At 70.4% G+C, this 25,230-nt stretch carries 21 protein-coding genes and 1 other RNA gene; 7 read left to right on the forward strand and 15 right to left on the reverse strand.

Annotated elements, in window-relative coordinates; all coding sequences use genetic code 11:
- Positions 1 to 23 precede the first annotated feature (23 nt).
- The 9 genes from AB0H62_RS00160 to rnpB all read right to left on the reverse strand — a co-directional run bounded on the left by AB0H62_RS00160 (position 24) and on the right by rnpB (position 13,170).
- Positions 24 to 1,892 (reverse strand): hypothetical protein, encoded by a 1,869-nt coding sequence (locus AB0H62_RS00160; protein ID WP_360583170.1) that lies wholly within the window; start codon positions 1,890 to 1,892, stop codon positions 24 to 26.
- 1,866 nt (positions 1,893 to 3,758) lie between these two features.
- Positions 3,759 to 4,757 carry a C40 family peptidase gene (locus AB0H62_RS00165; RefSeq protein WP_360583172.1) on the reverse strand — a complete coding sequence of 333 codons (999 nt, stop codon included), beginning with the start codon at positions 4,755 to 4,757 and terminating at the stop codon, positions 3,759 to 3,761.
- Between the two features lie 4 nt (positions 4,758 to 4,761).
- A complete protein-coding gene (locus AB0H62_RS00170) occupies positions 4,762 to 5,370 on the reverse strand; it encodes a hypothetical protein (RefSeq protein ID WP_220246515.1) in 609 nt (202 codons plus the stop codon).
- A gap of 3 nt (positions 5,371 to 5,373) precedes the next feature.
- The gene (locus tag AB0H62_RS00175) at positions 5,374 to 7,446 is read right to left on the reverse strand and encodes a magnesium transporter (RefSeq protein ID WP_220246514.1); all 2,073 of its coding nucleotides are present in this window, start codon (positions 7,444 to 7,446) and stop codon (positions 5,374 to 5,376) included.
- The gene (locus tag AB0H62_RS00180; protein ID WP_220246513.1) at positions 7,443 to 10,415 is read right to left on the reverse strand and encodes an ATP-binding protein; all 2,973 of its coding nucleotides are present in this window, start codon (positions 10,413 to 10,415) and stop codon (positions 7,443 to 7,445) included. Before AB0H62_RS00180 ends, AB0H62_RS00175 begins: the two co-directional genes overlap by 4 nt.
- Before the next feature lie 3 nt (positions 10,416 to 10,418).
- Complete coding sequence (locus AB0H62_RS00185; protein WP_220246512.1) at positions 10,419 to 10,907, reverse strand: hypothetical protein; 489 nt, start codon at positions 10,905 to 10,907, stop codon at positions 10,419 to 10,421.
- A 12-nt stretch (positions 10,908 to 10,919) separates the two neighbouring features.
- Positions 10,920 to 11,186 carry a hypothetical protein gene (locus AB0H62_RS00190; RefSeq protein ID WP_220246511.1) on the reverse strand — a complete coding sequence of 89 codons (267 nt, stop codon included), beginning with the start codon at positions 11,184 to 11,186 and terminating at the stop codon, positions 10,920 to 10,922.
- 459 nt (positions 11,187 to 11,645) lie between these two features.
- Positions 11,646 to 12,503, reverse strand: coding sequence for a hypothetical protein (locus AB0H62_RS00195; RefSeq protein ID WP_360583175.1), 858 nt, complete (start codon positions 12,501 to 12,503; stop codon positions 11,646 to 11,648).
- Positions 12,504 to 12,774: 271 nt separating this feature from the next.
- Positions 12,775 to 13,170, reverse strand: an RNA gene (rnpB, locus tag AB0H62_RS00200) — RNase P RNA component class A.
- A gap of 262 nt (positions 13,171 to 13,432) precedes the next feature.
- Here rnpB and sfnG point away from each other — a divergent pair.
- Positions 13,433 to 14,674 (forward strand): dimethylsulfone monooxygenase SfnG, encoded by a 1,242-nt coding sequence (sfnG, locus tag AB0H62_RS00205; protein WP_360583177.1) that lies wholly within the window; start codon positions 13,433 to 13,435, stop codon positions 14,672 to 14,674.
- A gap of 224 nt (positions 14,675 to 14,898) precedes the next feature.
- Complete coding sequence (locus tag AB0H62_RS00210; protein ID WP_220247386.1) at positions 14,899 to 16,080, forward strand: SLC13 family permease; 1,182 nt, start codon at positions 14,899 to 14,901, stop codon at positions 16,078 to 16,080.
- Positions 16,081 to 16,104: 24 nt separating this feature from the next.
- Here the strand turns inward: AB0H62_RS00210 and AB0H62_RS00215 are convergent, their stop codons facing one another.
- The 6 genes from AB0H62_RS00215 to AB0H62_RS00240 form a co-directional block, all read right to left on the reverse strand.
- Complete coding sequence (locus AB0H62_RS00215; RefSeq protein WP_220246508.1) at positions 16,105 to 17,850, reverse strand: glycosyltransferase family 39 protein; 1,746 nt, start codon at positions 17,848 to 17,850, stop codon at positions 16,105 to 16,107.
- Positions 17,851 to 18,145: 295 nt separating this feature from the next.
- Positions 18,146 to 19,297 (reverse strand): bifunctional RNase H/acid phosphatase, encoded by a 1,152-nt coding sequence (locus tag AB0H62_RS00220; protein ID WP_220246507.1) that lies wholly within the window; start codon positions 19,295 to 19,297, stop codon positions 18,146 to 18,148.
- The gene (locus tag AB0H62_RS00225) at positions 19,294 to 20,031 is read right to left on the reverse strand and encodes a C4-type zinc ribbon domain-containing protein (protein WP_220246506.1); all 738 of its coding nucleotides are present in this window, start codon (positions 20,029 to 20,031) and stop codon (positions 19,294 to 19,296) included. Before AB0H62_RS00225 ends, AB0H62_RS00220 begins: the two co-directional genes overlap by 4 nt.
- A 49-nt stretch (positions 20,032 to 20,080) precedes the next feature.
- Positions 20,081 to 20,896 carry a Nif3-like dinuclear metal center hexameric protein gene (locus tag AB0H62_RS00230; RefSeq protein ID WP_360583180.1) on the reverse strand — a complete coding sequence of 272 codons (816 nt, stop codon included), beginning with the start codon at positions 20,894 to 20,896 and terminating at the stop codon, positions 20,081 to 20,083.
- Positions 20,897 to 21,086: 190 nt separating this feature from the next.
- On the reverse strand, positions 21,087 to 21,587 hold the full coding sequence (locus AB0H62_RS00235) for a hypothetical protein (RefSeq protein WP_360583182.1): 501 nt from the start codon (positions 21,585 to 21,587) through the stop codon (positions 21,087 to 21,089).
- Positions 21,584 to 21,856: a hypothetical protein gene (locus AB0H62_RS00240; RefSeq protein ID WP_220246503.1), complete on the reverse strand. Its 273-nt coding sequence runs from the start codon at positions 21,854 to 21,856 to the stop codon at positions 21,584 to 21,586. Before AB0H62_RS00240 ends, AB0H62_RS00235 begins: the two co-directional genes overlap by 4 nt.
- Before the next feature lie 163 nt (positions 21,857 to 22,019).
- On the opposite strand from AB0H62_RS00240, the gene AB0H62_RS00245 reads away from it, so the two are divergent.
- The 5 genes from AB0H62_RS00245 to AB0H62_RS00265 all read left to right on the forward strand — a co-directional run bounded on the left by AB0H62_RS00245 (position 22,020) and on the right by AB0H62_RS00265 (position 25,218).
- Entirely contained in the window at positions 22,020 to 22,868 is an 849-nt protein-coding gene (locus AB0H62_RS00245; protein ID WP_360583184.1) for a helix-turn-helix transcriptional regulator, read from the forward strand.
- Positions 22,865 to 23,047, forward strand: coding sequence for a DUF397 domain-containing protein (locus AB0H62_RS00250; RefSeq protein ID WP_360583186.1), 183 nt, complete (start codon positions 22,865 to 22,867; stop codon positions 23,045 to 23,047). Before AB0H62_RS00245 ends, AB0H62_RS00250 begins: the two co-directional genes overlap by 4 nt.
- A 100-nt stretch (positions 23,048 to 23,147) precedes the next feature.
- On the forward strand, positions 23,148 to 23,609 hold the full coding sequence (locus tag AB0H62_RS00255; RefSeq protein ID WP_220246501.1) for a low molecular weight protein-tyrosine-phosphatase: 462 nt from the start codon (positions 23,148 to 23,150) through the stop codon (positions 23,607 to 23,609).
- Positions 23,610 to 23,688: 79 nt separating this feature from the next.
- Positions 23,689 to 24,519, forward strand: a complete 831-nt coding sequence (locus AB0H62_RS00260; protein WP_220246500.1) for an SURF1 family cytochrome oxidase biogenesis protein — start codon at positions 23,689 to 23,691, stop codon at positions 24,517 to 24,519.
- 84 nt (positions 24,520 to 24,603) lie between these two features.
- Complete coding sequence (locus AB0H62_RS00265) at positions 24,604 to 25,218, forward strand: FMN-binding negative transcriptional regulator (protein WP_360583189.1); 615 nt, start codon at positions 24,604 to 24,606, stop codon at positions 25,216 to 25,218.
- The last annotated feature ends 12 nt before the right edge of the window (positions 25,219 to 25,230 follow it).

The following is a 25,230-nucleotide window of genomic DNA, read 5'->3' on the forward strand; positions in this document are numbered from 1 at the left end:
CGTCCAGCCTGACATCCGGCAGGTCACTTGCGCCAGCGGAACGGGATCTCGGTCGGGTCGCCGGTGGGGCCGAACTCGCCGCCGTCGGGGTCGTCGCCATTGGGGGGTGTGGCGGTTTGCGGTGGGGTGTTGGGGTTGTCGGGGTGCTGGTCGAACCAACCGCGCACCTGGGGGATGCCGCGTGGCGGGGTGGGGGTTTCGTCGGCGGGGTGGCTTTGGGATGCGTTGGGCTGCTGTCCGTGGGCCGTCTGCTCCGAGAACCCCAACGGCACATCCCTCACCTGCGCACCCTCCGCCTGCCCCCGCTGCCCCGCCAACTTCCTCTCCATCGACGACGGCTGCGGCAACCCCGGCTTCTCCTGAACGGGCTGGTTCACCTCGGGCACCACCGGCACCACCGGCTCCTTCCCGGGAAACACCGGCGGCGCAGCGCGATACACCCGCGCTGCAGCGGGCGGCGGTGCCACGGGTCCGGTCTCCTGGCCGGGGAACACCGGCAGGGGCCGGCCGTCCGGCCCTAGCGCGGGCCGCGGTTGGGGTTGGAGCAGTTCGGGCCATGGGGCGCGCACTTCCTGCTGGCTCCAGCCAGGCTGCGTGCCCGGTTGGGGCAAGCCGCTCGCCGGAGCAGCCGGCTGCTGCCCCTCCGGCTGTGCACCTGGCTGCGGCAAGCCGCTCGGCGGAATCGCCTGGTGCGCACCCGGTTGCGCCACGCCGCTCTCCGGAGCCGCTGGCTGCGTGCTCGGTTGGGGCAAGCCGGTTGCCGGAGCAGCCGGATGCTGCCCGCCGGGGCCTTGCACCCCGCTCAGCTCGGGCAAGCCACTCGATACTGCCTCCGGCTGCGCGCCAGCCGGTTGCTGCGGGCCGGGCTGGGGCAAACCGCTTGGCGCCGCGTCTGGCTGCGCGGCAGCTTGCTGCTGTGCAGCCGGCTGAGGCGACCCACTTGCCGCGCCCGCAAACTGCGGCTGCGTGCCGCCCGGCACAAGGCCGCCCGACTGCGGCTGGCTCCACTGGCCGCCCTGCTGTTGTGTTGCACGTACACCAGCCGGCTGCTGATCGCTCCCCGCCTGCGGATGGGCCCACCCAGGCTGCGGCTGCGCTGCACTCGGCTGCCCGCTCGCCTGCGGCATTGCCTCGCGCGGCGGCTGCGGCGCCCCAGTTGCCGGTTGGGTCGGCTGAATCCCGGAAGGTTGCTGCGCTTGGCTCAGCTCTTCACCGCGAGCAGGCTCGGCAGCACTCGTCGGCTGGCCGTGCTGCGGATGACCAGCAACCTGCTCCGGCTGCGCAGCCGGAGGCCGAGCCGCCTGCGCAGCCGGAAGTTGAGCTGCCTGCGCAGCCGGCGGCTGAACTGTCTGCGGGACCTGCGCCGGTGCAGCGGCCTGCTGAGCCGACGGGTACTCCCCTTGCGGCCGCCCGTTCTGCGGCTCCGCTGCCCCCGAACTCTCGGTGGACGGCTGGTCCTCTACCTGCGGAACTTGCTGCTCCGGCGCGGCGATCTGCGACGTCGGCCGATCGGCCGGCGGCAGCTCCGGCTCAGTCGTGGAAGGCACCTGCCTTGGCTCGGCCTGCGCATCCACCGGTTGCTCGGACGTTTCGACATGCGGAATCGGCTCGTACGCGGGTAGTTCGGCGCTCTCGGCCTGACCCGCCGCAACGACGGAAGCCACCTCATCCGGCTGCTGCACCTCAACCTGCGGCGAAGCCTGCTCAATCGCAGGCTGCGGCTCGCTCGCGGCGGCCTCGAACGCCCCTTGATCAGACAACTGCGGCGAAGACGCACTGGCCAAAGACGCCTGCGGCTGCTCTTCCACCAGCGGCGATCGGTCCAGTGGCTCCGCCTGCGCACCCGGCGACTGCGCCGAAAACTCGGGCGCCGACGGCTCCTGCGGGTGCACATCATCGTGTGATGGGTGGTCCGACGACTGTGGCTCTGCCTGCGCGATCGGCGACTGTGTCGAGGACTCGGTCGCCGGAGATGTGTGCGGCTGGTCATGCGGGGGCGAATGGTCGGGCGATTGCGACTGCTCAGCCGGGAATCCCGCCGGCGGGCTGGTCAGAGGTGCAGGCTGCGGCTGTTCGTCCGGTCGTGGCGGTTGCTGGGTGGCGTCCTGCTGTGGCGACGGGGCTGCCGGTTCCTGCGGTGGCTCGGAAGTCTGTGATGGAGATTCGATGAGATCCGATGCGCTGGGGTTGGGGTCCCCGGCAGGCTCGGCCACTGGGGCATCGTCCGGATCGGCGGTAGTTGCCAGGGCTGCAGCCGGAGACGTGTCGGCAGCAGGTGGTGTTGTGTCGCCCGAAGTAGGGACAGGGGCCGTTTCCTGCGCAGCCGCGGGCTCGACGGAGGAGTCGGTTGCCGAAGGGGCCGGAGAAATGGTGCCGGTCGGTGGGTCGACCGGTGCGGGAGCCGGAGTCTGGACAGGCTCTGGTTCCGTGGGCGGAGCCGGCGGCTGAAGGGGCGCGGGCTGCGTGACCGGTTCCGCGGCGTGCGCGGTCTCGGGCGGGAGCAGGCCGGGGTCGGGCGTCTCGGTAATCGGCGGCTGGACCGCCGGAGGAGCCGGTGGTGGCTGCGGAGCCGAGGTCCACTGAGGTTGGGTGGAGACCGGGATCTGAGCGGGAACAACAGGCACCGACGCCGAGGTGGTCTGAGCGGTCTCGGGTGCTGCGGCTGGGACTCCAGGTCCCGCGGCGAAGCCCGGAGCGCCGGGGCCGGGGCCGCCGGTATTGGGAGAGCGGGTGCCGAAGGTGGCTGCGTTCAGGTCCGTGGCACCGGTGGCGAAGGTTGATCCACCAGGTTGACCTGCGGCGGAGTGTTGCCAGCCGGTTGCCTCGGGCGAAGGGCCGTTGGCCGGCGCAGCGTGTGATGTCGGGTCGAAACCAGGGTGCGGTGGCCCGGCGGGCGGGGTCTGGAAGCCAGGACCGCCCTGGCCGGGGCCGGCATTTGAGACAGCAGGCCCCGGAGCGACAGGGCCCGGACCAACAGGGCCAGCAAGCCCAGGAGTGCCAGGAGTGCCAGAAACCGGACCACCAGGGCCAGGAGCACCAGGAACTTCACCCTCACCAGGATGCGGCACCGTCCGCCACACCGGGGCCGGGCCGATGTTCATCGGTGCAGGCGCCCGCAACGGTTGAGAAGGGGCGGGAGCGGCAGGCCGCGGCTTGGGCTTCGGAATCGGATCCAGGCAGGACACCAGAACGGTCGTGTTCAGCGGGTCGTCGACCTTCCGCCCGCTCCGCTCGCGGTAGATCATCTCGCCTTCGGTGTCGATTTCGACGAGGTAGCCGGCTTCCGCGAGTTGTTCTTCGTCCAGGTCGACAAGCTTTTCGTAGCGCGACGGCACCACGCGGTAGATCGGCCACGCCAAGGCGGCGTGTTCGGCGTGGAACTGGGCCAGCAGCGCGGCCATCTGTTGTTGCCAGGGCAGGGACATGCCCTCGGCCAGGGAGCGGGGCAGCACGACGTACCCGGGGTCGACGCCGGGCCAGCCGTGGGCCAGGTGGTCGGCCAGGGGGGTGCTCGACGCGGGGTGCGCGGCCTGCCGCGGAGGCTGGGGCGCACCGAACAACGTTGCCGGGTCCTGGGGCTCGCCCTGGCCGGGCTTGCCTCGTTTGCCGAATTTCCGTGCCACGTGTGTCATCCTCTGCCAGCGCGCGGCCGCGTGCTCGTGGACAGGCCGCGACTTCGGGTGAATCCGCGGCGCCGGTCAAGCGCCTTAGCGGTCACCCCGGTCCGTGTCAAGAGCCGGTGACTCCCGAACTCCATGCTAGACGCCGGGGCGCACCGCCTGCGGCACCACTTCGGCCTCGTCGAAGGAGAAGGGGCGCACGTGCACGGGCACGCCTGTCTGCTGGGCCTCGACGATCTTGCCGTCGCCCAGGTACATCGCCACGTGGTGGATGGTGGACGGGTCGGCGGGGTCCGTCGCGAGGAAGATCAGGTCACCGGGCTGCGCCTCGCGCACCGGGAGCATCGCGCCGGCCTTGTACTGGTCCTGGGAGACGCGCGGCAGGATCACTCCGGCCGACTCGTAGGCGCGCAGCATGAGACCGGAACAGTCGTACGCGCCGGGACCGGTCGCGCCCCACACGTAGGGCTTGCCCTGCTCCCCCAGTGCGAACTTGATGGCCTGCGCCGCCGCCTGGCTGGGCGGGAGCGCGGCGCCGAGGCCCTGGCCGCAGCCGGACGCGTCGACGACCTGGCCCAGGTTCTCGATCAGCACGGAAGCCATGGCTTCCCACTTGTGGTAGCGGTCGGGGAAACCGGAGCGTTCCACGGCTTGCGCGGCGTCGCCCGGGCGTTCGTTCTGCCAGTCGGGCACGGCGAGGAGCACGTCGTAGAACTTGTTGATCGCGTAGTTCGGGTCAGTGACCTGGGCGACGCTGCCCCAGTTCATCGACGGGCGCATCTGGAAGATGCCCAGGGAGTCTCGGTCGCCGTGGTTGAGGTTGCGCAGGCCCGACTCGGTCATGCCGGCCTGGATCGCCACCTGCCAGGCGCGCGGGGCGAGGCTGCGCTGCTTGCCGATGGAGATGATGAGCGAGACGATGCCGCGCTGCTCGTCGTCGAGGTTCTGCGCCTGCCCCGCACCGGTCTCCGGCCGGCCGGGCTGCGTGGGACCGATCGCCGCGTCGCACGAGGTGTTGAGGATCCCGCCGACGGCGGCTTCCTGCTGGTCCACCACGACTTTCGTCACGGTGCTCGCGGTGAGCACCGTCGCGAAGACGGCGGCGACCAGCACCGCGACGAGGATAGCGATCTTCACCGAGTCAGCTCGCCTGGTCGTAGTCCGAAACCCGCCACCCCGCGCCCGTGTTGACCACGGTGATGGACAGCTTCGGACCGTCAGTGGGGACAATGACTACGACGGAGCTGGTGTAGGAGGACTGGACCGTCGCGTCGCCGGTCACGCGCGTGGCCGGGATGTTCGCGGGGTCCACAGTGGACATCTGGGGCAGGAACTCGTCGGTGGTCAGGGCGCGCATGCCGTTGAGCCAGTCGGCGTTGGTGATGCCCGCGGGGTGGTTGACCCAGGCCGTGGCCCACTGCTTGGCGACGTTGACGGCCTCGGGGTTCGGTGCCGCGGACGTCGGGGTGAGCAGCGGGCTCGACAGCCGCGTCGGCAGCGTCGCGGTGGTCGGCACGGGTGCCGCGATGCCCGGCGGCTGCGACGTGGTCGTGGCGACCGATGTGCTGCCCGGCGCGCCCGGCGTCGCGGTGGCCGGCTTGCCCATCACCTTCGGCAGCACGATGCCGAGCGCGGTGACCACGATCGCCAGGAACACGATCGTGCCCACAAGGTGGCGCGGCGAGCGGAGCGGATAGCCCCACAGGCGGCGGTAGACCGCGGTCCGGCCGCGGTTGGTCCGGATCGGCACGCGTCACCGCCCCATGAGCTGGTCGGTGTCGCGAACCTCGATGCCACGGGAAGGCCGGTACAGCACGAAAACGGGCTTGCCCGCGACCACTTCCGGGTCGACCCGGCGAGGCTGCGCGCGGATGCCCGGCGGCGTGTAGACGCCTGCCTGCTCCGGAATCGACTCCGGCGAGGTGTAGCCGCGGTCCGACGAGCTCATCCGCGACGGGACGACGACCGGCTCCTGCTCGTCGCTCCAGCGCCGGTCGGCCACCGGCGACGTGTCGACGCGCCGGCTTTCCTGCATCGGCACGCGGCGGCCGCCGACGTAGTCGCCCGGCTCGCCCGTGACCGGGTTGTACTGCGAGAACACCGGCGCTCCACCGCCGCCCGACGTCAGCGCGGCGCGCTCGCCGGCCGACCCGACGGCGCCGGGCCACGGCGCACCCGACCAAGCGGCGGCCGGACGCGCGGAGCGGGAACCGTTGTCGAGCCGCTGGGCGCTGGCGAAGACCGCGGCCTCCGGCCGGTAGCGCCCGCCGCCGACGGTCGCGCCCATCGGACCGCGCGCTTCGCCGTCGACCACGTCGTCGGTGTCGCGCACGTTCTGCCAGAACTCGTCCTGCGGCGAAGGCCCGGCCTTCTTGCGGAAGCGGGAGAAAATGCCGCCGTTGGGCGAAGGCACCGCGGCACCCACGACGTTGACGGACATCTCGACCATCTGCCACAGCCGCCGCACGGGCCGTCCGACCAGGAACAGCAGCACCGTGATCAGGCCGCCGAGCACCATCTGCGTGAGCAGGTTGAGCGAGCTGCCGGCGTCGAAGATCGCCTGCAGCAGCAGCGCGTGCACACCCGCGAGCACCGACAGCACGACCAGGTTGAACGCGATCCCGCCGGCCACCTTCAGCACGCGGCGCAGGATGTCCGGGTGCAGCAGCGCGACGAGGCCGATGAGCGGCGCGGTGAGCGTGAACAGGCGGATCAAGACCTGCGCGAGGAGCACGGAAGCCTTGGCCAGCAACTGGAACAGCGAGTAGACGATGCTCTGGCCCAGCGCCAGGAACCCGGCGCCGGTGCGGCCGCCGGACTCGCCGGTGAAGTAGCCGGTGGCGGGGCCGAGCTTGCCGGAGATGTCTTTGAAGGCGGCTTTTTTGGCGTCGACGACGTTTTGTTTGCCGTCGTCGCCGTTCACGAGCTGGTCGCGGGTGAACGCCTGCGCGTCGAGCAGCGGCTTGCCGAACTGGTCGGCCTGCGGCGCGGTCGGCGAACCGAACTCCCCGCGCAGCCAGTTGTCGTAGACGATCTGGGTGTGCAGGTTCGTCGGCAGGATGTCGCGCACGATCCGGTCGGAGCTCTCGTCGACGAAGCCCGCCTGGATGTTCGTGGTGGTCTGGACGATCGCTTTGTCGATCGGGTCGAAGTACCGCAGCATCGCCAGCGACGACGCCGCGAGCCACACCCCTGCGAGCGCGTACAGCGCCCGTTTGCTCACCGCCGCGAGGTCACCCCGCCAGATCTGGCGGAACAGCATGATCGACAGGATCAGCGCGACGAGCCCGAACAGCTGCGCGTAGATGTTGTTGTAGACCTTCTCCGCGCCCGATTTCACCGCGCTGTAGATCGGGTTCAGCAGCCCGCCCTCGAGCACGGTGTAGTGCAGCGAGTTGGTGGCGCCGACGATGTTCTTGCCGACGTTGAACAGCTGGTTGCCCGCCCACGTGTCGATTGTGGAACTGGGCGAGGCGATGGCGGACAGCGCCGTGCAGTTGGTCTGGTAGGTGTTCCAGACCATGCCCGCGTAGCTGTAGTCGATGTACGCGCTGCCGGGCTCGCCGTGGCCTTCCGGCGGGTCGATCGCGCCGACCATGCCCGAGCCGGGCCGCTCGGGGTTCGGTGACTCACCGCAGGCCGCGGCGTTGGCCGACGGCGCCATGAGCACCGTCTGCAAGCCGAGGATCGTGATCACGGCGAGCATGGCCGCCCGCCGGCTCGGCTGCCGCCGGCCGGGTTTCGGACCTTCCTTGATGCGCCGCTTCAGCGCGTGCCAGCCAGCGGCGAACGACAGGACGAACGCCAGCGTCCAGACTGTGTTCACGCGGCATCCCTGCCGGTACCACCCTTGCCGCCGGCCCGGGCGTGCCGGTCGGGGGAGTGTCCGTTGGCAGGTTGTCCGTTTCCGTTGTGCACAGCACCCTCCACCTCGCCGGTCTCGGACGCGAGCGGGTCCGGCGAGCCGAGGAGCTGCTCGTCGGTAAGGCCGACTTCGAGCTCGGCCTGGAGCTCGAAGTCGTGTTCCAGCTCGTCGTCCTCCGGTGGGGTGGGGACGTAGGGGGCGGGCGCTTCCTCGTGGGGTCGCACGAGGGCCGCGCCCGGCTTGGTGCGCGCGTCGGGGGAACCCGGGGTGGTGTCCATGACCGAGCGCAGCTGGTCGAGGTGGGGGCCGGAGAAGTCGACGCGGATGCGTTCCACGCCGCCGGCGCCGTCGCCGAAGATGAACTGGCGGGGTTCCACGTCGCGTTCTGTGCCGCGTTGCGCGCCGGGGCGGCGGCCCAACGCGGCGACGACCTGTTCGTAGCCGACGCCGACAGGCACCTTGAGCAGGCGCAGGGCGTCGGCCTGGGCGTCGTCGTCGTCGAGGCGGCCGACGAAGACCGAGTCGAGCAGGGCGACGAAGCCCTGGATCTTCAGGAAGTCGGCCGGGATCTGCGAGGACAGCAGCACGCGGACGTTCCACTTTCGCGAGTCGCGCGCGAAGCGGTTCATCAGCACGCGGCCGGTCGGGACCTCCGAGAGGAAGAACGCCTCGTCGATCCAGACGCCCTTGCGCTGTTCCTTCGGCTTCTCGTACACCGACCGCTGCGTGAGCCACGCCGCGAGGTTCAGCATCTCGACGCCGAGCGACTCCGCGTCCGTCCAGTACTCGCGCGGCACGCCGTCCTTGGGCAGGGTCAGGCCCGCCATGGTCAGCACCGTCATGCGGTCGTCGCGCGTCTCGGAGTACGGGTCGGCGCCGCGTTCCGGGATGAGCAGCGCCATGCGTTCGCGCATCTCGTCGAGGAAGTCGGCGACCACGACGGCGTGCTCGTGGTGCTCGCTCGAATCGCGGCGCAGCGCGTCGATGACCTGGCCCGGGTCGGCGTCGAAACGACCGCCGACGGCGCGGACGGCGCGCAGCAGCACGATCCGCGTCTGCGCCATGCGCGACACCTCGTACGGCAGCACGCCCGTGAGCACGTCGAGCACCAGACGGCGCCGGGTCGCGCCGGCGAGCGCCTTTTCGCGCCGCCAGGAGCGTTCCGGGTCGTCCTCGTCCATGAAGTGCTCGAGCAGCGGATCAGCGACCACGCGGTACGGGTTGAGGATGCCGGGCTGTGCGTTGAGCAGGTTGATCGGTCGCGCGTACGGCCGCAGCTCCGGCAGGTCGCACAGCCGCGCCAGCGGGCCCGACGGGTCGAGGATCGTCCAGTGCGCCCCGGCGCGCAGCGTCTTGTAGACGATGCCGCCGCCGAGGAACGACTTGCCGCCACCCAGGCCGGCCACCATCGCTGTGAGGCCCGAGCCGTCGCGGATCTCCTGCGCCATCCACGGGTCCCACGCCACCGGCCGCCGGGTCGCGGTCACCGTCTCGCCGAGCAGGATGCCGCGCCGGTCACCGACCTCCGCGGTGGCCGTGGGCACGGACGACGCCGTCCACACCACCGAGCCGCGACGCATGTACGCCGCCGACGCCAGCGGCTCGCCCGGGATGAACTCGCGCGCCATCGCGTACTGGGCCTCGGGGTGCTCGATCGCGACCTTCGGCTTGTACAGGTCGAGCAGCTGCTGGGCCAGGCGCAGCGCGTCGCGCTCCGTCGGGCCGGAGACGGCCAGACGCCACCACGAGCGCACGCGGGTGGCCAGCGCGGTGAAGCCCGACGTCATCTCGTCGTCGATCTCCAGCACGCGCCCGGCCTGGCGCGCAAGCGATTGCGGCGGCTCCAGCTCGTGCTCGTCGGTGTAGTGCTTGACCTGCGAACGCACCTTGTTCATCTGGCGCTGCAGCTCACCCGCGACCTCTTCGGGCCGGCGCACGTAGATGCGCGCGGACACCTCGACGGCGGCGGGCAGGCGGTCGGCGTGCTGGATCCACGGGTCGTCGACCTCGGGGATCTGCAGGCCGTGCATCTGGCCGACGGTGAGCACGGCAAGGTGCCGCGACACGCCGGCGTTGGACCCCGTGCGGCCACGGACGGTGACCGTGGGCGCGTACGGGTCGGCGTGGAAGTCGGCTGCGTCGGTGAAGCTGGCGAGGTCCTCGGGCTCCCACGCGGCGCCCGGCACGGCCGGCATGTTGCGCGGCGCGGGCAGGCCCAGCGAGCACGAGCGGTGCATCAGCCAGGACATCTCCTCGGCGTGCACCGGACGGCCTTCGAGCCCGGCGGTGCCGATGACCTGGTCGAGGTGCTCGACCTCGGAGTCGAGCGCCACCAGCTCGGCGTCGACGGCCTCGGGCAGGATCTTGCGCAGCACGGGGGCGGCGCGTTCGACGGCGCGGTCGACCATGCGGCGGGTCTGCACCTGGACGCCGAGGTAGACCTCTTTTTCGGCCATCGAACGGCCCATCAGCTGCTGCTGCTCGCCGATCAGGTAGTCGTCGAAGGAAAGGGCACCCGGCACGTCCTGGGGACGGCCGACGGCGTTGTGCACGTGGGCCTCGGCCCACATGCGGATCGGGTACGGCCGGTTGGTCACGCGCAGGTGCAGCCAGCGGCCCTGCAGCTCCGCGTACTGGCCCGCGATGGCCGCGATCAGGTCGCGGCGCTGTGAGTCGGAGCGGAACGACCACCGTTGGGGCGCGAGCCGGTACCAGGCGTACACCTCGTGCCCGGTGCGCAGCAGGTGCCCGTCGATGCTGCGCGCCGCGATCGATGGCGTGTACGCGGGTATGGCCTGCTCACCGGGCAGCCTCTTGCCCGCCGAGGAGTTGTTCCTCGGCGAGGGTTGCCGGACCTGCTGCGGGGTTTCCCAGGCGCCCGTGGGCACGCTTCGATCCCGCTTTCCTCGGCTTCCGCCGCGACCGAACAACGACTACCTCCCGGCCCGAGCCGCGGGGCGGCTCCGGCGCGCTCGTGGTGCTCCCTGTGCTCCGGCCGAAACCCCGGTGCCCTGGCCGTAGCCGTGGTGCCGGTACTGCCGCCTTCTCTTGTGCTTCGGCAACGGGCGCTCGGCCCGCACGCGGATACGGCTGGCGCTGACGGCGCCGCCCGTACCCGCGGGCTTCTCACGCGGTGTGTTGAGCTCGCGGCCGGCCATCCCGATCACCGCGCCCAGCGGGCGCTCGTGGCTGATCTTGGCGGTGATCAGCCGGGTGATCACGATCGTGGCCACGAACGCCCACGCCGTGGAGAAGAATCCGAAGCTCCAGCCGGCCCACCGTTCGATGGTGAGCACGACCAGGAAGATGGGTATGCCGATGAGCCACGCTACGTAGCGGGCTCTCCAGGGAAAAGTCGCCTTCGGCGGGCCGAGCCAGACGGCGTCGACCCGGTAGACCTCGTCATCCGTCCTGATGCGCACGCCTGCTCCGCCTCAGCCCGTGAACAGGCCGGCGATCCACTGGCCCACGTTGACGCCGGCGCCACTGACCGCGAGTCCGATGATGGCGAGCGCGATGACGACACCGGCGAGCCTGCGCATGACACCGGCGTTGTCACCCTTGCCGCCACCGAGCCAGAGCAACAGGAGCGCGACGGCCAGCAACACCAGGGGGACGACGTTGTCGAGCAACCAGTTTCGGACGTTTCCGGTGCCGAGTTCGCCGGCAGCCAGCGTCTCGAGCGTGGTCATGGTGGTCATCGCGATACTCCCGGTGCGCGGACGGTCCCGCGCGCTTCTGGCTTCGGCGAAGCCTCGAACAACATCATGGCGTCACAAGGGGTAGTGGTCAAAGCGCGCTGTGTAAATGTCGACTTGTGGACACGGATGGGGCTGGGGTCGTCTGGTCAGAATTCCTCGCCCTCCATCATGGGGGCAAGGGTGCTTGGGATTAACCCCGGCCACCCGGATTTCGCAGTGGACTCACGAACTCACCCTGCTGGGAGTGTTTTGCTCACTCTCGGTACTTCCCAAGTGGTCGATATCCGGCCGGAGCCAGTGTGGCATGCCCCATTCGGCCTCTCCGAGTGAGCCCGCAGTGTCACCGCCACGCTGCCCCAGGGTCGCCGGGAGCAGTGAGGCGCTTGTCACGATACGCGCAAGTCGGGCCGGGATTTTCACTACATAGCGTGATGCCGGACATCGGGCACGAGAGGTGCCTTATCGGGAAGAGGTCACCGCTCGCGGAAACGCGCCGGCCTTGACGACGGCACGGCTCAGCGGCCGGCACAGCTCGGCGAGACGGGCGGATTTTTCCTCACCCAGGTGCCGCCAGGGGCCTTCGGAGGCGGCGTTCGTGGCGGCCTCGACGCGCTCACGGAGGTCGGCACCCTTGTCCGTGAGGTCGCCGTCGGGGCCGATGACGCCTTGGCTCGCCAGGCGGGCGACCTCAGCGTCCCACTGTTCGTCGCTCCAGCCGCGCGTGCTCTTGGCCATGTCGGGCGTGAAGCCGGCGCCGCTCGCGACGTGCGTGACAAGGGCGGCCAGGCCGTCGAGGCCGTGGAGCATGAGCGCGGCGACGTGGGCGTCGCCGCGGTGCTCGCGCAGGAGCGTGAGGGCGTGCCAGAGGACGAGGTGCGGCTTTTCGGGCCAGGCAAGACTCGCGTGGCCGGCGTAGAGGGCTCGGCCTTCCGGGCGGCAGCCGTCTGTGGCTTCACGCGCGAGCTCCGCGGCTTCGGCGGTGGTTTCGGCGTGGATCTCGTCGCCGAGGAGCCTGCTGAGGGCGACGTCGACGGCGGTGAAGCGGGCTTCGATGATTTGTTCGGGTGTGGCGAGGGTCCAGGCGCGCGGGATGTGGCGCTCGACGATCTCGGGGTTGAAGTTGTAGAACGTCGCGGCAACCACGCCGGCTTTGACCGCACCCATCGGCGCGGAGCGGCTGGCGAAGTACGTCATGCGCCCGGGCCGGAGCCCCGCGGCGGTGAGGTGCTCTTCGGCTTCGGGGACGAAGTAGATCAGGGAGTGGAGGGTGTCGAAGGTGCCCTTGAACTTCTTCGCCGCTTCGGCTGCTTCGCCCATGGGCGGGATGCTACCGGGCGGTAGGTGTTGGTGTCTTGGGGTTGGGGGTGGGTTTTTGGCGGGTGGTGGGGCCGAAGCAGGTGCCGGAGCGGGACGGCACAGCGTCGGCAAGAACGGGCGCGGCCGAACCGAAGCAGATGCCAGAGCCGGAGAGGCACAACGCCAGCCAAAACGTGCACGGCCCCACCAACCCGGCCCCAGCAGATGCCGGAATCGACGGGCACGGCTTCGGCCGGCAGGTGCCCGGGACGGCAGAAGCCCCAAAGCAGGGCGGACGAGTTGGCGTGTAAGCCGGATCCTGTGCCCGGCGCGGCCTCGCGGCCGGTCGGGCGACGGTCATCCATCTCGGCCTGCCGTTGCCGGCAGGCTCCAGCGGCCTACCCGCAGGCATCGGACGGGCCGTCCTCAAGCGCCTGCGCAGGAGCGGCAGCTCCCTCTTGGCCTTGCTCCGGGTGGGGTTTACCTAGCCACCCCGGTCACCCGGGGTGCTGGTGGTCTCTTACACCACCGTTTCACCCTTACCCCCGTCCGGAGACGGGGGCGGTCTGTTTTCTGTGGCACTGTCCCGCGGGTCGCCCCGGGTTGCCGTTAGCAACCACCCTGCCCTGCGGAGTCCGGACTTTCCTCGGACCGGGTCACCCCGATTCGCGACCGTCCAGCCAACTCGTCCGCCCCGGAATCGTACCCGCGCACCGCCGGACGGGCGCGCGGCGGGGCGAGCAGTTCGACGACGCCGAGCGTCACGATCACCGCCAGCGCCACGAGCTCCACGACGTTGATCAGGTCCACGGCCACCAGCTCCCTTCGCAAAGGGGAGTACGGGCCCCGCCCACAACCGGTTCAAGTCGATCAGCGCAAGGTCCTTTGTGGATGATCTCACGCCCTGGACGTGCGTTGACGCTGCTCAGGGCCGCTGTTTCACTCGCGACATGTCCGCACCAGACCTGCACGAGCCCCTGAAATTCGCCTACTGGGTCCCGAACGTAAGCGGCGGCCTGGTCACCAGCGACATCGAGCAGCGCACCGACTGGGGGTACGAGTACAACAAGCAGCTCGCCATCCTGGCCGAGAACAACGGCTTCGAGTACGCGCTCACCCAAGTCCGCTACACCGCCAGCTACGGTGCCTCCTACCAGCACGAATCCACCGGCTTCAGCCTCGCACTGCTGCTGGCGACGCAGTGTCTCAAGGTGATCGCCGCGATCCACCCCGGCCTGTGGCACCCGGGTGTGCTCGCGAAGTTCGTCGCGAGCGCCGACGTGATCTCCGGCGGGCGCGCGGCCATCAACGTCGTCAGCGGCTGGTTCAAGGACGAGTTCACCAAGCTCGGCGAACCGTGGCTCGAACACGACGAGCGCTACCGCCGCACGGAGGAGTTCATCACCGCCGTGCGCGAACTCTGGACGAACGACCACGCCGAGTTCGGCGGCGACTTCTACCGCATCCACGACTTCGACATCAAGCCCAAGCCCGAGGTCTCCCCCGGCCGCCCGCACCCGGAGATCTTCCAGGGCGGCAACTCCACGGCCGCCCGCAAGGTCGCCGGCCGCGTGTCCGACTGGTACTTCAGCAACGGCAAGGACTACGACGGTTTCACCGAACAAGTCGAAGACGTCCGCGCCATCGCGAACGGCCGCACTGTCCGCTTCGGACTCAACGGGTTCGTCATCGCCCGCGAATCGGCTGCCGAGGCCGAAGCCGTGCTGCGCGAGATCATCGAGAAGGCCAACCGGCCGGCTGTCGAAGGGTTCCGTTCCGCTGTCGCGCAGGCCGGGAAGTCCACGGCGGACAACAAAGGCATGTGGGCCGACTCCGAGTTCAAGGACCTCGTGCAGTACAACGACGGTTTCCGCACCCAGCTCATCGGCACGCCGGAACAAATCGCCGACCGAGCGATCGAATACAAGAAGCGCGGCGCGAACCTGCTGCTGCTGGGTTTCTTGCACTACCTGGAAGACGTGGAGCACTTCGGGAAGAACGTGCTGCCCGTGATCCGCGAGAAGGAACGCGAACTGGCGAAGGGCAAAGGCATTCCCGAGCCTGTGTCATCTGCCTCGGCCCCGCCGAGGCGTGCGGGATCGCGCCGGCTTCTTCCCTCCCGATTTTCATGCGGCCCAGGGGCCGCACGAAAATCGCTCAGTCCAGAAGCCGGCGCGATCCCGCGGGCGTAGTGGCAAAGGCAAGGGGAAGCCCGCAGCAGGTTGGTAGTTCGCCGAGGGGCGCACAGGCGAGTCGGCAGCGTGTGGTCGAGACGGCAGTGTGCAAGCCGGGCCTCGGCGGCACCTTCACAGCCGCTCACCGGTCGCCGGGTGGGCTCGATTAGCGTTCTCGCGTGCCCGAACCCCTCGCCGCGGTCGTCTCCCTCGCGCTCCTGGCCGTGACGCTGGGGTTCGCGATGGTGCGCCCGCGCGGGTTGCCCGAGGCGGTCGCCGCGGTTCCGGTCGCGGCGGTGGTGCTCGCCATCGGGCTCACCACGCCCGCGGCCGCGTGGCAGCGGGTCGTCGAGATCCTGCCGACGATGGGGTTCCTGGCCGCGATCCTGCTCGTCAGCCACCTCGCCGCCATCGACGGTGTGTTCTCCTGGCTGGGCAGCCGGCTGGCCGAAGTCTGCCGGGGTGAGCCCAAGCGGCTGCTCGTGTTCACCTTCGTCGCCGCGGCAGGCGTGACGGCGGTGCTGAGCCTCGACGCGACCGTCGTGCTCCTCACGCCGGTCGTGCTGGCCACGGCCGAGGGGCTCAGGCTCGAGTCGAAGCCCCACGTCTACGCCTGCGCCCACCTCGCCAACTCGGCCTCGACGCTGCTGCCCGTCTCCAACCTGACCAACCTTCTGGCCTTCGCCGCGTCCGGGCTCACGTTCGCCGGGTTCACCGCGCTGATGGCGCTGCCCTGGCTGGTCACGATCCTGATCGAGCTGGCCGTGTTCGCGAGGTTCTTCAAACGCGACCTGGAAGGCCCCCGCAGCACCGAGAAGCCGCAGCACCGCGAGGCGCCGGTGTTCGCGCTCGTCGTGCTCGGCGTGATGCTCGTCGGCTTCGGCGTGGGCGAGCTCGTGCACGTCGAGCCCGTCTGGGTCGCGGCGCTGGCGGCGCTCGTGCTCAGCGCGCGGGCGCTGGGCGAACGCAAGATCAAGCCGTGGCAGGTGATCACGGAAGCGTCGCCGATGCTGGTGCTGTTCGTGCTCGGCCTGGCCATCACGGTGGAGGCCGTCGACGAACACGTGCTCGGCGGCGCCCTCAAAGCGTTCCTGCCCACGACGGCGGGGCTGCCCGAGCTGCTGCTCACCACCGCGATCGCGGCCGTGCTGGCGAACCTCGTCAACAACCTGCCCGCGACGCTGATCCTGCTGTCGGTGCTGGGCGACCACCCGAACACGGGCGTGCTGCTGGCCGTGCTGATCGGCGTGAACGTCGGACCGAACGCGACCTACCTCGGCTCCTTGGCGACGCTGCTGTGGCGCCGCGTGCTGGCCCGCCACGGGCACACGCCGCGCGCGAGGGAGTTCACGGCGCTGGGCGCGTTGACCACACCCGTCTCCCTCGCCGCGGCGACCGCCGCGTTGTGGCTGGTCCTGCCGTGACAGATCAGGGCGAACGGAACCCGGCTAGGGCCGCGGCGGGATCGTCTGCCCCGGCTCCAGCGTGGGGCCGCAGTCGTCGAGGCCGTTGCCGAAGCGGTAGGCCTCGACGTCCATCATCGTGGTCGCCGCGTAGTGCTGGACGGCCTGGAGCTTCGCCGGATCCTTCACCGCGTCCTTGCGGACCCAGTCGCCGTTGCGCAGGCCCGGGCCGGGGTAGATGAAGATCGGGTAGTAGTCGCGGTCGATGCGCGGGTCGAGGGAGATGCCGTTGCCGCCGGCCCACGGGCCCCACGAGTGGATGAAGGTGGGCTTGACCGTGTCGAACACGTAGTCGCGCAGGCCCGCCATGTTCTCGTCGTGCGTGAGGTCGGCGATGGGCGCGTTGACCAGGCCCGCCATGTCCACGAGCTGCAGCCGGCTGGTCATCGACGAGCCGCCGAGGTCCGGCAGCAGCAGCGACGCCTGTTGCAGGCCCAGCATGTCGGCGTAGGTGTTGAAGCCGCGGCCGAAGCGGTCGGCGATCAGGCACGCCGGCACGGTGGGGCTCTTGATGAACTCGTCGGACTGCTGCACGAAACCGACCAGCGACGGGATCGCCGCGGCCACCACGACCACGGACGCGACCGCGCGCCAGCGCACCTTCACCGTGCGCAGCAGCTCGCCGAACGACAGCGTGCCCGCGAGCACGCCGAGGACCCACACCGGCGTCGCGAAGCGGAACTGCGCCATCCAGTCGGGCACCATCACGCCGAAGGCGATCACGCCGAGCGCGAAGGGCGTGATCAACGCGGCCAGCGGACGCCGCCAAGGCGCCTTGCGCAGCGCCCAGATCACGACCACCGCGAGCACGACCACGGCGGCGACACCGGCGTAGAGGATCAGGGTTCCGGGCCGGACCAACGACATCAGGTCAGGCAAGCCCTGCTTCTTCGCCACCGACGGGTTGGCGAGGAACCGGCCGCCGAACTCGCTGTGGCGCCAAGCCACATAAGCGCCGAACGGGACCGCGAAAGCCACAATGGACAGCACGGCGTAGCGGAAGCTGACCCAGAAACCCTCGCGCCGCACGCCGTAGAGCAGGACGATCGGGTACGCGCCGGCGTAGATCAGGCCTTCCGGACGCGTCAGCGCGGCGAACGCCACGATCACGCCCGCGCCCACCGCGACCTTCCACGTGAGCGTGCGTTCCTTGCGGACCGCGGTGAACAGCAGCACCGCGAGGCCGAGCACCGCGAACGCGAACAGCGAGTTCTCGAGGCCCGAGACCACCCAGATCACGAACGACGGGATGGTCGCCAGCGTGAGACCCACGGCCAGCGTGACCGCCCACGCGTGACGCGGGAAGATCTGCCGCGCCACGACGTGGCAGAGCGTGAGGATGCCGGCGGTGAACAGCAGGCCGAGCAGCTTCGGGAACAGCACGTAGTCGGGGATGCCGAACAGGAGGCCGTGGTCGAACAGGCCGGCGAGCTTGCCCAGCGCGAGCAGGACCATCCACGTCGGGTCGGAGAAGCCCTCGACGGGCGGCGCGCCCGGCTGCAGGACGGGGCCGAGGCCGTCGGCCAAGCTGCGCGAGTAGGAGAACGTGATGGCCGCGTCGTCCACGATCCAGTGGCCGTAGCGCGTGGCGTGCCAGGCGACAGCGGCGACACCGGCCAGCACCGCCAGCACGGAGGCGATCCAGCCGTGGCGCAGGCCGACGGCGGTCACGGGCGCGTCCTCGCCGGGGAGGTCGCGTTCGGATGCTTCGGTGAGTGCGCTAGCGGTCATTACCTCGTCACTGTTTCTACTCGCAGAGCTTGCCGAGAAACGCACGAGCCTGCGCCCCCCTGATGAGGATCCCGGGTGGAACCCGCGCCGCGGCGCCGCGGTCGACACAGCACTCTAGCCAATACCGGATCGGCGCCCGCTCACGCGTCATCCCTGCGCGTGATCCGCCCCACATTTTACCGATCCGACCAGAAGCAGGCGGGCACGCAACTGGACGTCAAGGTACCGGGCAACCGTTCCCGCCGTGACTGTGGTCGGATCGGTAACGATCAGCACAGCCCCGGTCAGCGCGCGGTCAGGACAGGTGTGAAATGTCGTTGGCGAGATGCACGGAGGAGTTGCCATCCGGGTAGAACTCCACGATCGAGAGCGACGCCAGGTCCAGGTGCAGCCGGAACAGCAGGCTCGGGCCCGCGTCGAGCCCCATCCGCAGCAGCGTCTTGATGGGCGTGACGTGGCTGACGACGATGATCGTCTTCCCCTCGTACTGCTCGATCAGGTCGCGGCGGGCCTGGCCGACGCGCTCGTGGACCGCGTCGAAGCTCTCGCCCCCGGGCGGCGCGCACGACGAGTCGCGCAGCCAGCAGCGGTGCAGCTCGGGGTCGCGTTCGGCGGCCTCGGTGAAAGTGAGGCCCTCCCACTCGCCGAAGTCGGTCTCGATGAGGCCCGGGTGCGTGACGAAGCGGGTACCCAGCGCGTCGGCCACGGCCTGGGCGGTCTGCTTCGTCCTGGTCAAGGGCGAGGAGACGATGGGGGCGGCCTCGCCGTCTTCGGAGACGAGGCCCGGCCACGCGCCGAGCCGCTTCGCCGCCGCGGCCGCCTGGCCACGCCCGCGCTCGGTGAGCGGCACATCGCCGCGGCCGGAGTAGCGGCGGTCGACCGACATCTCGGTCTGGCCGTGGCGCAGGAGCAGCAGTCGGGTGGGCGTGCCACGCGCGCCGGTCCAGCCGGCCTTGGCGACGCGGTCGGCTTCACCGGTGCCGGAGGTGGTCTTGACCTGCGGCTTGGTCGGCGCCGGGGCCTGGGTGGTCACCTTGCCGGTGCCGCTGTCCATCGCGACGTTGGCGAGGTGGTCGGCGTGGGAGTTCTCTGCGCGCGGGATCCACATGTAGGTGACACGATCGAACCCGTCCGCGAGTTCACGCGCCCGCGCGGCGAGCGGCTGCAGCGCGGCGTGCTTGATCTTCCAGCGGCCGGACATCTGCTCCACGACCAGCTTGGAGTCCATCCGCACGTCCACAATGGACGCGCCGGTCTCCGCCGCCGCGGTCAGGGCCGCGATGAGCCCCGAGTACTCCGCGACGTTGTTGGTCACCACACCGAGGAACTCGTGGCGCTCGGCCAGCACCTCGCCGGTGGCGGCGTCCTTCACGACCGCGCCGTAGCCGGCCGGGCCCGGGTTGCCCCGGGACCCCCCGTCGGCCTCGACGACGACCCGGTCGGTCACAGGCCCGACTCCAACGTACGGACCAGGATCGCCCCGCAGTTCTCGCACTGGACGACGGTGTCCTCGGCCGTCGCCTTGATCTCGGCGATGGTGTTGCGGTCCAGCTCCAGCTGGCAGGCGCCGCAGCGGCGAGCGCGCAGCAAGGACGCGCCGATGCCCTTGTGGTCCAGCACGCGTGTATACAGCTTGAGCACCGGCTCCGGGAAGCGCGGCAGCAGCTTCGCGCGGTCTTCGTCGCGGCGGGCGCGCGTGGTGTCGAGGTCCTTGAACTCCGCGTCGCGGCGCTCGATCGCGGCCGCGACGCCCGCCTCGGCCTTGTCGACCTCGGCGCCGGTGCGCTGCGCGTCGAGCTCCAGGGCCTCGCGCTGCTCCATGAGCTCCAGCAGGTCGTCTTCGAGCGCGCTCTGGCGGCGGCCGAGCGTCTGCAGCTCGTGCTCGATGTCGGTCATCTGCTTGGCGTTGACGGAGCCCGACTCCAGCAGCTTGCGGTCGCGGTCCTCGCGGGCCCGCACCGACTCGACCTCTTTCTCCTGCCGGGCGATCTCGCGGTCGAGGTCCGACGCGGCAGTCTGCACGGACACCAGCGCGTCGCGCTTGTCGCGCACGGTCTTCTCGCCCGCGTCGATCTCGGCGAGCTCGGGCAGGGTGCGCCGGCGGTGCGCGGTGCGCGAAAGCTCGGCGTCCACCTTCGCGAGTTCGAGCAGCTGGCGCTGGACGGCGGGGTCGGCCTTCACGGTGCTCCTTGTTGAATTGACTCGGCGGAATTGGTGGTCATGCGGGGAGTCAGCTAGCGGGGGTCGCGCGGACGGTCCACGGGTCGGTGCGCCTCGTGGAGACGTGACTGTCGACGTTACCCGCAAAGGCCGCGTCGACAAGGGCCGAGGCCTGCGCGCACCAGGGCCATTCGCTGGCCCAGTGCGTGAGCCCGACCAGCGCGGGCCCCGAGGCGGCGAGGTGCTCGCCGGCGGGGTGGTGGCGCAGGTCCGCCGTCACGTACGCGTCGACGCCCTCGGCGGTGGCGCGCGCGAGGTAGGAGTCGCCCGCGCCGCCGGACACCGCGACAGTGCGGATCGGCCGATCCGGGTCCCCCGCGCCCAGCACGCCCGGCACCGTGGCCGGCAACGCCTCGGCGACGCGCTGCACGAACACCGCGAACGGCTCGGCTTCGGCCAGGTGCCCGATCCGCCCGATGCCTGTGTGGCCACCGGGTTCCTGCGGGTCGAGCGGCCGGTCGACGGTGAGGCCGATGGCGTTCGCGAGCGCGTCGGACACGCCGGGGTCGGCCGAGTCGGCGTTGGTGTGCGCGCAGTAGAGCGCGCGGCCGCCGCGGATGAGGCGGTGCACGAGGCCGCCCTTGACCGTGTCGGCGGGCACGCCGTGCACCCCGCGCAGCAGCAACGGGTGGTGCGCGACGATCAGCTGCGCGCCCAGGTCCTCGGCCTCGGCCACCGTCTCCTCGACGGGGTCGACGCAGAACAGCACCCGCGTGACCTCCTCCGCCGGGTCCCCGCACACGAGCCCGACGGCATCCCACTTCTCCGCGAGGCGCGGCGGGTAGTGGCGTTCGATGACGTCGAGGATCTCGGCTAGGGCAGGCACCACGGGATCTTCCCACGACGGCGGTGGCGGCCCCGGGACCCCGAGGCGGCGCGACGCCCCGGCGTCCGAGAAGTCACCGGGGGCGTCCGCCCTCCACCGTCGCTGCACCATCGGACGGCGAAGGTTGGAACCCGGCCGCCGCACCGAGGTCGGGGCACCAGGGCGGCGGCCGGGAGCTGGGTCGGGTTGGTCAGGTGTGGGTGGCGTTCTCGGCGGCTCGGTCCTCCGCGGCTCGATCCCCGGCGGGCTGGTGCTCGGAGGTCGGGCCCTCGGCGACCCTGTCTGCGGCGGCGCGGTCCTCGGCAGGTCGGTCCTCGGCAGGTCGGTCCTCGGCAGGTCGGTCCTCGGCAGGTCGGGCCTCGGCAGGTCGGGCCTCGGCAGGTCGGGCCTCGGCGACGCGGTCTCGGGCGGCGTCCTCGGCGAGCCCGTCGTCGGCGCGGCGGGCCTCGGCGGTGTGGTGGCCGGCGGCGCGGCGGCGGCGGGCCACGAGGATCGCGAGGCGGATCAAGGCGTCGCCGCATTGGGCGGTCTTGGCGAGGTCGTCGATGGTGCGCCCCTGTTCGATGCCGGTCAGGGCCCACGCGGCGAAGTCGGCCACGGTGCGCCGGCCGGCGTCGTCGATGATCTGGCCGGTGTCGCGGTCGGTGTCGACTTCGTGGCCGTCGTCGGTGATCCACCAGCCCACGGTCATCGCCTCGCCCGGAAGCACACGCGGCAGTCGCGGGACTTGTCGCGGTCGTCGGCGAGTTCGTCCGATGACAGTTCCGACCGGAAGGCCCAGCGGGCCGGGATCATGAAGCTGTTCAGCACGCAGCCGGGCTGGAAGGTGCCGCGATCGGGGTCTTCGAGTTGCGATCGCAGGTAGCGGTGGTTGCGGGTGTCGACTGCCCAGAAGTGCACCGCGTACAGCCCCCGCTCGACCATCGCCGGCGATAGTTCGCCCGAGATCCTCACCGTCATGCCCCGCTCCCCGTCGCCGCATCTGATCTCCCGCTCCAGCCGGTGCCGCCCTGGTGCCATACGGTGCCGTTTGGAGCCGGGAAACTATGTATCGCGACACTGTTCGGCACAATGCACCGATCGGGTAACTGTTCGCGACTCTGCGTGTGGTTTCCTATGGCACATGGCTGGCACCAGTCCCAGAGCGCGCGCAATCGGCGCCGAACTCCGCAGGGCTCGAGAGGACGCTGGGCTCAGCGCGCGAACGCTCGCGGCCCGTATCGGCGTCGCACACACCACGGTCGGCCGATGGGAGTCGGGTGAACGGAGCCCGCGGCCAACAGACGTGGCCACGGTTCTCGGCGCGCTCGGCACCGACCATGAGCTTCGCGAGGAACTCGTCGAACTCTCTCGCAACACCGACGGGCGGCATTGGGTCGCTTCGGGCCTGCCCGAGCAGCAACGCCAGCTCGCCGCGCTGCTCGAACTGGAACGCGACGCGACTCGGATCGTGAACGTGTCGCCGCTGCTGATCCCCGGTCTGCTGCAGACCTCGGGCTACGCGCGCGCCATCATCGGCGCCGGTGGTGTTCCCGCCGGGGAGATCGAAACCCGGGTTGCGGTGCGCATCGGGCGCCGTGACGTGATCATGCGACGTGAACGCCCGGCCGAGCTGCTCGCGCTGGTCGACGAGTCCGCACTGCGCCGGAACATCGGCGGCCCGGCCGTGATGGCAGAGCAGTTGGGTGCGCTCGAAGAGGCCAGCCACTGGAGCAACGTGACCCTTCGAGCCATCCCGGAGTCCGCGGGCTGGCATCCCGCGCTGGAAGGTCCGTTCGATGTTCTGGAATTCGTCGACCGCACACCGGTGGTTCAGATCGAAAACCGGCGATCAGCCCTGTTCTTCCACGAATCCGTCGACGTCGAGGCGTACCGGCTGGCGACCGATAGAGTTCAGGACATTGCGATGAGTCCGGACGAAACACGTGCGTTCATCGCTGATGTCCTCGGCAACTTGGAGACGAAGGCATGAAACAGCAGCAGTTCTCCGGCTGGCGGAAGTCGAGCCGGTCACAGAACACCTCGAATTGCGTGGAGGTCGCGGTGGCGACCGACGTCGTCGGGATCCGCGACACGAAGGACCGGCCGGCCGGGCACCTGACGGCCACGCGTGACGGCTGGTCGGCGTTCCTGGCGCAGCTCGGACGCTGATCCGTAACGGAAAAACCCGGAGAAGGCCCTCCAGCGATCCGAGAACCCTGGAGGGCTTTCTCGTGTCCGAGCCACCCACCCGAGGAGTGAAGGAAAACCCGTGCTGACTGTGGTGTTCGTGTGTTCAGGCAACATCTGCCGCTCGCCGATGGCGGAGCTGGTGTTCCGGGCGAAGCTCGCAGAGGAGGGGCTGGAGGACGTCGTGAAGGTGTCGAGCGCCGGCACCGGGCCGTGGCACGCGGGGGAGCCCGCGGACCGGCGGGCGCAGGCGACACTCCGTGCGCACGGTTACCCGACGCAGCACGTCGCGTCGGAGGTGAATGACGAAGACCTGGAGGCCGATCTGCTGCTGGCGGCGGACGAGGGGCACCTCGACTTCCTGCGCGGGCGCGTCGAGGATCCGGCGAAGGTGCGGCTGCTGCGTGAGTTCGACCCGTCGGCGAGGGTCGGCGCGGAGGTGCCGGATCCGTATTACGGCGGTGACGAGGGCTTCGAGGACGTGCTGGCGATGATCGAGCGCGCGATGCCCGCCCTTCTCGACTGGGTGCGCGCGCACGGTTAGGACCGGTTTGTCCCGGGGAAAATCACAGGTGGGAGAGGTCGCCGCGCACCCGGTGGGGGCGACGGCCTACCGTGGAGGGGTGCGGTTGCGGTTTCTGCTCCGGCCCGGCTGGCTGGCACTGACGGTGGTGGTGTTCACCTTCGCCGTCTGCTGCTACACCCTTCTCGCGCCCTGGCAGTTCCGGCGCGACGCCGAGCAGGAGGCCCAGAACAACGCGCTCACCGCGTCGTTCACGGCCCAGCCGGCGCCCGCCGCCCAGCTGATGCCGGCCGACGCGACGCCCGACCAGCAGACGGAATGGCACCTCGTGTCGATCACGGGCACGTACCTGCCGTCGGCGGAGGTCGTGGCGCGGTTGCGGACCGTGCAGGGTGAGGCCGCGTTCGAGGTGCTCACACCGTTGCGCGCGGCCGACGGGACCGTCTACCTCATCGACCGCGGTTATGTGCGGCTCGACGACCAGTCCGGCGTGCTCCCCTACGCCGTCGCGCCCGGAGGCCAGGTGACCGTGGTCGCGCGCGTGCGCAGCGACGAGGTGGACCCGAAGCACCGCGACGCGTTCTCCGACGCGTCGACGAAGGGGAAGCTGCAGAGCTACACCGTCGATTCACAGGTGGTGGCGCGCTCGTCCGGCCTGAAGATCCGGCCCGGCTACTTCCAGCTCGACGAGAACCAGCCCGGCGTGCTCGGCGCGCTGCCGCTGCCGCAGCTGGACTCGGGGCCGTTCTTCTCCTACGCGTTGCAGTGGCTGGCGTTCGGCAGCATGGCGATCTTCGGCTGGCTGTACTTCACGATCCGGGAGCTCAAGCCCGGTGGCGCCCTGACGACGGAGAAGCCGGAGCGCACGCGCCGAAAGTCCGTGGCGGAGATGCTGGCCGAGGACGAGGAAGAGTTCACCCCCTCGGCGTAGCCAAAGCGGTTGCCAAGTGGTCACCTGTTCCAGCCTTAAACTGGCCCTGTTTCGGGGCCACTTCGTGGGGCGATACTCGGTGTCATGCTGATCCACCCTTGGGACGCCGGAGACGACGCGGAATGGCGGCAGTGGCTCAGGAGCCACGACTTCGGCCAGCTGGTGGCCGGTGGTCGCGGCCGCGACGTCCCGGTGGTCGTCCCGACGCACTTCACCTTCGACGGCGAGGCCACCGTGTGGCTGCACCTCGCGCGGCCCAACCCGGTGTGGCCGCTGCTGGAGGAGCACCCGCGGGCCCTGCTGACGGTGATCGGCGAGTACACCTACATCCGGTCGGACTGGAACACCGCGGACGATCCGGCGGTGGGCGTGCCCACGTCGTACTACGCGACCGCGCAGCTCGCCTGCGACGTGCGGATCGTCGACGATCCGGCCGAGAAGGCAGAGGTGCTCAACCGGCAGCTCGGGCACTTCGAGCCGGGCAGCGGCCGCACCCCGGTGTCCTCGGTCGACGCCCCCGACCGGCGGCTGCTGCCGGGGATCCGCGGGATCGAGCTGACGGTGACGTCGGTGCAGGCGAAGTTCAAGTACGGCGGCAACAAGACGCCGGCCGACCGGGAGCGGATCTCGGGGAAGCTGGCGGCGCGGGGCGGGCCGTTGGACGCGGCCGCGCTGGAGCACCTTCAGCGGCGCAGCTGACTCACTTGCAAC

This window comes from Amycolatopsis sp. NPDC050768 (genome assembly GCF_040654155.1).
GTDB lineage: Bacteria > Actinomycetota > Actinomycetes > Mycobacteriales > Pseudonocardiaceae > Amycolatopsis.